Source organism: Streptomyces sp. ME02-8801-2C (assembly GCF_033793965.1).
Taxonomy (GTDB): Bacteria; Actinomycetota; Actinomycetes; order Streptomycetales; family Streptomycetaceae; genus Streptomyces.
In genome coordinates, this window is record NZ_JARAXP010000034.1 from 26698 (window position 1) to 32861 (window position 6164).

A 6164-nucleotide genomic window follows, 5' to 3' on the forward strand; every position below is an offset into this window, starting at 1 on the left:
GTGGTGCGACGGATCCGTCCGGGCAACGCCGACGCCGACGACGTCCTGGTCCAGGAAGCCATCGAGCGCGCCGACCAGGAAGTGTTCACCCACGCACCGCCCAAGACCGTTAAAGGGCGGATCAACTTCCTGCTGAAGCAGCTGAAGACGACCAATGCCGTCGCCCAGGAACTCGGCATCACCCAGCGTTCCGTGGAGCGCTACCGCACCGGCGCCCGCAAGCAGCCGCCCAAGGCCATCGCCGACCGTATCGACGCGGCGGTACGCGCCCGCTGGCAGCCCCGCGTCCGTGACCGGCGCCGAAAGCAGGCCGCGACCCGTACTGGGATCACCGTGGAGGCCCGCGCCCGGTTCGGTTACAGCGCGCCGATCGGCACGACCGACGACGGCCGCACACGGCGCATTACCGTCCACCTCCCGGCCGACTACGCCCGGCGCCTGTTCGACGCCCAGCGGGGCATCGATGCCCAGAGCCTCAACGAGGTCATCGCCGAAGGCATCCAGGAGATGTACTTCAAAGACCACGGCCGCCGCGCCGACCAGCTTGAGGTCGAATTCACCGACATCGACTACATCGACGTCTCCTTCTAGCTGGGGCCGACGCCGCCTCCGCAGCCATGCAAGCAGCTTCCTGATGGCGGTCAGGAAGCGGTACGTGTACAGGTAGCTCACTGCCATGACGACGGTCATCGCATCCGGCTAAGCGGCGGGCTGCACAGAGGACTGTGCAGCCCGACCGTATGTATCCCAAGGGGGCTCCAGCTGAGGCCCAGCGTGTGTCCGGGTGCCGGTCACGCGAGCAGGGGCAGGAGGACTCCCAGGAGGGCGATGCACAGCGTCATGACGCTGAAGGCCGTGAAGCTTCCCCAGCCGATCGCCTTGTCCACCGGGACCTTGACCAAGCGGGCGACGCCGAATCCGATGAGGCCGGCGAAGGCGGAGAAGAGGATGCACATGCCCAGTACCAGGGCCACGAGCAGCTGAACGGTCACGCCGCACCTCGCTGGCTGCGGTGGCGGGCGCTGGCCTTCGTGTGGAGCTGCTCGGGGATCCAGATACGCCGCTCCCGGGCCGCGTCGTACAGGGCGTTGCGGAAGCGGGTCTTGCGCATACGGACCGCCGCGTGGGTGATGTGCAGCATGTCCGCGATCTCGGTGTCCACGTAGCCCTCGACGGTCCTGCGGATGACCGCCTGGGTGACCGCGGGCTGTTCGTTCAGGATGTCCTCGAAGTTGGTGCTGAGGACGGCGGCCTCGGGCTCGGATAGGTAACCCACCTCCAGGAGCCGGCCGAACAGCTTCGGGTTGTCGAGCGCGGCCTCTTCCGAGCCGTCATACAGCGCGTGCTGCTCAGCCCATTCCAGGCGCTTCTTCGCCCAGGCCGTGTACACGCGGCGGAACTCCCAGATGCACTCGTTCACGAAGTATGTGGTCAGGGAGCTTGCCCCGCGGCCTCCCCTGTGGTCGGGGTTCCAGCCGCCCCCGACCAGAGCCTTGCGCCTGAAGGACATCCGCGCGCGCAGCAGGACATCGACGAGGATCTCGTCACGGGCCTCGCGGCTGCCGCGCCACAGATCGAAGTCTTCGGGGTGGACCCAGAAGGGGAGCCCCCGCTCCTTGCACCACTTCAGTGCGATCCGGGCGAGCGTGCCCTTACGGAGCATGCCGCGCAAGATCGGCCAGCTCGCCCGGAACAGCTCGTTCTCGAACACCTCGTAGGCCGGTCCCTTGAAGCCGCCCTCGGCCAGCTCGCTGACCCTGGCGGCATCGCGCTGAATCCGGGCCGCCCCCTTGTCGGGCAGGCCCGCATCGACGGCCTCCGCGACCTTGTCCTCCGCACGCATGTAAAACCCCTCGTCTGGACTGCTCTCGCCCTCTGGCCGTGCTCCTGAGTCGCGCGTGAGGGCTAGTAGGCAGTTGCCTGGTTGTACTGCGTCGTCTGCAGCGCGGAAGTGCGAATGTCACGCAGCGCTCCAAAGTTCTTTCAACGGCAGTTTTTTGGCCGTTGCGGATTGCTTTTCGAGTTCAAGTTGGCCTTGGAAATGAGGTGTCCGGCGGGTGCCGGACACCTGCGCGCCGAAGCCGTCCTTAGCCGACCGGCTTGTGAGGCCGGGGCGCGGGAATCTCCCCCAGGGAGATCGTTTTAGGCGTCGTCGTCCGGCGTGGGTGTCTGCTTCCCGCAGCACCGTCGCGCCTTACGCACCCCCAAAACGAAGGGCGTTGGACGGCATGGCGCAGACGAAGTTCGACCGGCAACTGGAGGAGACCGCCGAAGCCGTCATGTTCGGCATCGGCCGGTTCCTGGCCGGCCGTGACATGGAAGGGGTGAAGCGGACCGACGCCACATCCGGGCACCCGTGTCCCTACCGAAGGCGGAGGGCCGCGTCTCGCGTTCGATCGAGCACCGGGAGGCCACCCTCCACACCCTCCAGACGGGCGGGATCGGCGTGGCCTCCGCCACGGTCATCGGTAACTGGCGTACGGGTTGCTGACCCGGGAGCGCCGCGGGCTGATGCGCGAGTGGGTGGTACCGCTGCACCAGGCCCTCGCACAGCCCCTAGCCATCGCGGAGCAGACCGCCCCGCGCCGCTACCTGCACGTGCCGAAGAACTTCAGCGACGACGACGCGTCGATCTGACGGTGCACCTGCAGTTCTCCGGGAACCTGGTCGCCGACCTCATTACCCGGAAACTCGGCCCCGGAGAGCGTGACGTTCTCCAGGCATCGGCCGGACGCACGCCGTACGTGGTGGTGAAGAAGACCTGTCGCCCGCCGAAGAAGGCCGCCTTCAAGGACCCCAAGCTCGGAGCTGGTGACCAAAGCGCCCGAGCCCGCACCGGTCATTGGCATCGGCATCAGCGGCAAGACCGTCTCCGTCGACCTGGACGCCGACCGGCCCTGTCCCGAAGAGCAGCACGCACCCCGGGCGTGTCCACGTCGTGCGGGGCTACTTGAAGTCATATCCATGGCCATAGATGTACTGATAATCCGCCTAAAAGCGGTAATTACCGGTGTGAAAGTGGGCTAAAAGTTGAGTCGCTTCGACTCAGGTCAATTGACCGCAAGGCTCTCAGCCGGGAGCATTCGAAGACTGAAGAACTGCCCGGCCGCCGGGATCTTGGCGGAGCACGACGGCCGGGCCTTGAGCGAAGGAACAACGAGTGCCCCTCGCATCCATTGTGGCCCTACCCGTCGGACACGGAGTGCCCCTCGCATCCGTTGTGGTCCTATCCCTTGCTGTGGTTGCAGCCACCCTGGCTTACCGCAACGAGAAGCTCGGGACCGCATTTCTCGTCGGGGTAGGCGTACTGACAGCTCTCTACCTGTTCCTGGGAACCGCCCCGGCCGAGGATGGGGGAGCCACAACTACAGACACCTCAGTCATCACAGATGGGCCATCCGGGACACCTGGGGCGGGCAGCAGCACAGCAGAGCCCTCGCCCCGATAGCCGGCCCCGTCCCGAAGCTCAACGCGAACCCGAGTCGCGTCCATGCAGCCCAGGGCGGCACCGCTCACCAGACGCAGGTGCTGCTCCTGACCGACACCGAAGCCGCCGACTGGCTCACCTCCACGGATGCCGGAGAGATCTGACCCGGGCTGAGCACGCCATGGGCCCCCCGGGGCCCGGCTCGGCGCGCGCGGGACAACATGATCGTGAGGGCGCCGCAGGCGCTGCCACACGGCCTGGCCGAAGGCGGGCGGTTGCAGTCCGCGTCCCTGGGCTGCGGGTGCGGCGGGTGTGGGTGCGCTCATGGGGCGCCGCCTCCCGTTGCTAGGGCGTCGATGTCGTTCGACGCTACGGAGGCGGCGGGCCGATCCTCAACGTGATTGCGAGAAATTGCGGATTCGCTCCAGGGCGTCGATCGCGGCCCGGACGAGCGCCCGGGCCCCGTCGCCGTACACGGCCATCTCCGCGAGCCCGGCGAACGCCTTGGCGTAGTCGGCCAGTTCGCGCGGCTGCGTCACCTTGATGGACGGGCCTGGCCTTCCCCGGCGCTGCTCGCCCGCGCCGACCGCGGCTACGCCCGCTTCCTCGCCGTCCAGGCCCCGGACGCCGTCACCGGCGACCACGGCCAGGACGACGACGCGGCGGGCGCCCGATGAGCGACACGCACACCGTGCTCTACGACCCGCGCGGCCCGATCGAGGCCGAACTCCCCCTGGACCGCCCTCACCGAAGGACTCCCCAACGTCACACAGCCCGAGGCCGGATGCTGCTGAGCATAGGGCCGACGGCGGGCGACTGAGGCGGCCCCTACTGCTCCGCCGCCTAGAAAGAGCAGGTCATGTCAGTGGCCGCCGTGCCCCGTGCCTTGTCTGTTCGACGCCAACCAGAGCTACAGAGTCTGTCCATCTGCGCTGTGCTTGTGCCGATCAGAGCCATGGAAACGCCAAAGGCCCCCTGGCCTAGATGCCAGCGGACCTTCGGTCTGCCATTAACCCGTCAGCATGCAAGCAGAGGCCAAGCGGGTCTTGTGCCATCAACTATACGATGCAATGCACCATGACACAACAGAAGATCTCCTCAGAGCAGCTGCTCATAGCCCGATTTTCCTCCGCGCGCATGGCGTCCTACCTGGCTGCGGCAGGATCACCTCGCGAAGCCCTCAAGCTCTACCGATGGAACGTCGAGGCCTCTGCAGTGCTCTACGAAGCCCTGCACATCTCTGAGATCGTCTTGCGTAACGCCATCCATGAGCAAATGGCACGATGGCACCAGGCTCAAGGTAGACCGGGGAGCTGGCTGACGAATCCTCCTCCTCAGCTCACGCAGCGCAGCAAAGATGATCTTGCTCGGGCTCGAGTGCGGGCCCATGAGGCCCTGGCTCAGAAGCATCTGAGGGCGGGAACTGCCGCGCCAGCATCAGTAACTGATGGTGACATCATTGCCCAACTTACGCTGGGTTTCTGGCGATTCATGTTGGCTACGCGCTATACCCACGACCTGTGGCGCGATGCTATCCGGTACGCGTTCCCAGAACTTAAGCATCAGCGACTCACTGACATCGAGAAGCGAGTTATCCGTCTCCACTGGCTGCGCAACCGGATCGCTCACCTGGAACCAGTCTTTACCCGAGACCTGAATCTGGACCTGAAGACCATGAGCACCGCCATCGGGTACGTCTGCCCTCGAACCCAGTCGTGGTTCGCCGCTACCCGAACTCAATCCATCAAGGACGCCATCAATGCCTTCCCCCTGAGAGGACTGCCGGGACCACAGCAGACAGCAAGCACGCCCTGAGACAGCTGCGAGGCTCCTCCACCCGTACGAGCTCGTACGGGTGGAGGAGCCGTACCCGGCGCTGGCCGCGGCGGCAGGCACGGTGCTGGGCGGGCGCCTGTCGGACCGCCTTAGCGGGAGACTTCGTCGATGGTTGCGAGTGCGAGTTCAGGTACGGCGATGAGGGCTTTGCTCAGCAGTCGCTCCAAGGCCGCGGCGTCGATGCTGTGGTTCACGTCGATCTGGGTGGTCCACTGGCCGGGCTGGTATCGAGTGAGCATCGAGAGGCAGTACAGCACCGCCCACCACGCCAGAAAGGGGTGGAGTTGGGTTCCATCGCCTCCGAGAACGGAGTGCACACGCTGTTGCATGGGGATGCGGCCGGCCCAAGGCGTCAGCTTGGTCAGCACTGCCTCGACATCCTGGTCAGATGGCTGCTCCGGTCTGCCGAGCGGCCAGGCCAGGCTCACCGTCACTGTCCCCTGCTTCTCGTCCCGCCCGTAAATGCCCGCCCACCCGTGCAGGAATTCGTAGTCGGCGACTGTTGGGAACGCGCTCAGATGCTGATGGATCGCAGTCGCGAGCTGATCTCTATCGTTTCCATGGGTCGCGATGTCGTCGGAAAGGCCGTCCAGATCGAGGGCCACCGTGCTGAAGCTGTCCGGGCCCACAGGCTTTCGGGTGACCCGAAGACACCGTGTCGAGGACGGCGCGGAGGCAAGCGGCCAGCCGTCGTTCTCCTCAATGGTGCTCCATAAACTGGCGAGTTCCACGTCTTGAGGCAGAGAGCGTGAGCCGAGGAGCGACGCCACCTGGGTGAACGCTCCGGTTCCCTTGTTCGCGACTAGGGCCTGTATTGGGTCGTGATCACTGAGTGGTTCGGGTGAGGTCCTTGATCCAGATCATGGAGGCGCGGAGGTGGAGTCCGGCGAGGTAGCTCTCG

Annotated in this window: 9 protein-coding genes; 5 read left to right on the plus strand and 4 right to left on the minus strand. The window is 65.9% G+C overall.

The features are described from left to right. Positions 1-591 carry a telomere-protecting terminal protein Tpg gene (gene tpg, locus PV396_RS43435; protein ID WP_319213899.1) on the plus strand — a complete coding sequence of 197 codons (591 nt, stop codon included), beginning with the start codon at positions 1-3 and terminating at the stop codon, positions 589-591. A 200-nt stretch (positions 592-791) separates the two neighbouring features. Here tpg and PV396_RS43440 read toward each other — a convergent pair whose 3' ends face one another. Next, on the minus strand, positions 792-992 hold the full coding sequence (locus PV396_RS43440; RefSeq protein WP_319213900.1) for a hypothetical protein: 201 nt from the start codon (positions 990-992) through the stop codon (positions 792-794). Continuing rightward, positions 989-1843 (minus strand): hypothetical protein, encoded by an 855-nt coding sequence (locus tag PV396_RS43445; protein ID WP_319213901.1) that lies wholly within the window; start codon positions 1841-1843, stop codon positions 989-991. Before PV396_RS43445 ends, PV396_RS43440 begins: the two co-directional genes overlap by 4 nt. Before the next feature lie 513 nt (positions 1844-2356). On the opposite strand from PV396_RS43445, the gene PV396_RS43450 reads away from it, so the two are divergent. Continuing rightward, a complete protein-coding gene (locus PV396_RS43450) occupies positions 2357-2491 on the plus strand; it encodes a hypothetical protein (protein WP_319213902.1) in 135 nt (44 codons plus the stop codon). Positions 2492-2511: 20 nt separating this feature from the next. Next, positions 2512-2637: a hypothetical protein gene (locus tag PV396_RS43455; protein ID WP_319213903.1), complete on the plus strand. Its 126-nt coding sequence runs from the start codon at positions 2512-2514 to the stop codon at positions 2635-2637. Positions 2638-3819: 1182 nt separating this feature from the next. Here PV396_RS43455 and PV396_RS43460 read toward each other — a convergent pair. Then, complete coding sequence (locus tag PV396_RS43460) at positions 3820-4071, minus strand: hypothetical protein (RefSeq protein ID WP_319213907.1); 252 nt, start codon at positions 4069-4071, stop codon at positions 3820-3822. A gap of 29 nt (positions 4072-4100) precedes the next feature. On the opposite strand from PV396_RS43460, the gene PV396_RS43465 reads away from it, so the two are divergent. Together PV396_RS43465 and PV396_RS43470 are read left to right on the plus strand one after the other, a co-directional pair. Continuing rightward, positions 4101-4247, plus strand: a complete 147-nt coding sequence (locus tag PV396_RS43465; protein ID WP_319213904.1) for a hypothetical protein — start codon at positions 4101-4103, stop codon at positions 4245-4247. A gap of 257 nt (positions 4248-4504) precedes the next feature. Then, a complete protein-coding gene (locus PV396_RS43470) occupies positions 4505-5242 on the plus strand; it encodes a hypothetical protein (protein ID WP_319213905.1) in 738 nt (245 codons plus the stop codon). 110 nt (positions 5243-5352) lie between these two features. Here PV396_RS43470 and PV396_RS43475 read toward each other — a convergent pair whose 3' ends face one another. Beyond that, positions 5353-6078 carry a YaaC family protein gene (locus tag PV396_RS43475; protein WP_416071584.1) on the minus strand — a complete coding sequence of 242 codons (726 nt, stop codon included), beginning with the start codon at positions 6076-6078 and terminating at the stop codon, positions 5353-5355. Positions 6079-6164: the final 86 nt, after the last annotated feature.